The 1495-nt window shown below is 58.2% G+C and carries 2 protein-coding genes; both read right to left on the bottom strand.

Going from position 1 to position 1495, the window contains the following annotated elements:
* Positions 1–889: 889 nt before the first annotated feature.
* The gene (locus DID96_RS38625; RefSeq protein ID WP_185732502.1) at positions 890–1150 is read right to left on the bottom strand and encodes a hypothetical protein; all 261 of its coding nucleotides are present in this window, start codon (positions 1148–1150) and stop codon (positions 890–892) included.
* A 225-nt stretch (positions 1151–1375) separates the two neighbouring features.
* Positions 1376–1495, bottom strand: a 120-nt coding sequence (locus DID96_RS37645; protein ID WP_148094511.1) for an IS4 family transposase, incomplete at its 5' end; no start/stop codon positions are given.

Here is a 1495-nt window from a genome sequence, read left to right as displayed (position 1 = left end):
GTTCGGTGATGCCCGTTTCTCGCGCCAGCGCGGATACCGGAGCGTTTTCCGGCGGCATCATGCGACGCACCAGAGCTTCTCTTCTTTCTGCTGAGTAGGCTTTCATTCATGCCGATTCTACCGCCCCCGGACCATGTCTAAGAATCAAACGACACGACAACTATTCTGACGCCGGGGGCGGTCGTGACAGTTGTTGAAGGTGGCAGTGGGTGCGAGTCGCGGCGGGGCAGCGATGGCCAGGGCGGGTTGCCGCCCATGCGGCCCGCGCTTCTTTGTTGCCTTGGGTTTCCCCTTGTTTCTCCCCTTCGCTGTGTCTTGTTGGGCAAGACGATATTTCGACGATCGGTGCGGAGGGGACTGCGTTTGACTTCCGATGGTGAGGAGCGAGGCTTCATGACCAATGTAGTCGGGCTGGCATCTCAGAAATGCGGAATTGAGGGAGACTGGCTATTCGGTATAGGGATGGTCGTGACGCCACCGCCGTTCATCTTGTGAGCACTGGTGACTTGAGAAAAATGGACGAATGAACCACCGGCGCGATTGCGGGCAGGATCTCGAAGCGGTGGCTCCCTGCGGCCCGCCCGGCTTGCCGCCGACGTCGCCCTGGAAGCCGCGCAGCGCACACTCGGCCATGCGTCGCTCGGTACGACGTCGATCTATGTGTCGCCGGAAGAGGTTCTGATGCGCCGCGAGGCGGCGACGTATCACACGAGGCCCGCGCGCGAATCCAGAATCGTGGGTGACGCCGCTTCAATGCGACGACCACCCGAGTAGCAGGACCGTTCTCAGCGAAGCCAAACCGGAATTCTCGCCGCGACCCAATCGAGCATGGTGGGCGGCATCGAGATCGACCTTTCACTGTCGTCCTCATCCGATGCGTCGAAATAAATCAACTTGTCGTTACGGATGTGAGCGATTCTTCACCCGGCCGGCCGTCCCAAAAAACGAAAAATAGCCGGGTGGCGAGCGTCGAGCCATGCGCATCGGTGACGACGAATTTGACCTGCTCATTCTGATCCGCAAAAAAGCCGTTGCTGCGGACACCACTTCCGCAGACATTGATGATGTAAGTTGTGCCGTCGACCTGTTTGATACCACCATTCATCTTGACGTTGTAGTTGAAGCGCTGACAATCGGTACCGTCAGTCATGATCCCGCGAAAGCCGACCAAGTAGAGGAACGCCAAAAAGCCGAGCGTGACGATCGCCAGGCCTACACGCTTCGCCCGACTGAAACGGTTGAAATTTCTGACAAGCCGGTACAGGTAGAACCCGAAGATGATCGACGTGATGGCGAAGATCGCCCGCCTCGTATTCGTGACCGAGACAAGTATGATCCCGTTCCTCGCGTTGAGCGGCAGGGACAGCCCATTCCATTACACACAAGTCTGATGCTCAATCTCGCGCATGTACCTGATGCCAGCAACGAAGTCCACTATTCGCTGCATGCCTAGCCAGATGGTTTTGACGCCAGGTTCGCCGTCGCCTTTGCGCGC

Source organism: Burkholderia sp. Bp8963 (assembly GCF_003854275.1).
Lineage (GTDB): Bacteria > Pseudomonadota > Gammaproteobacteria > Burkholderiales > Burkholderiaceae > Burkholderia.
This window is presented reverse-complemented; position numbering and strand designations above follow the sequence as displayed.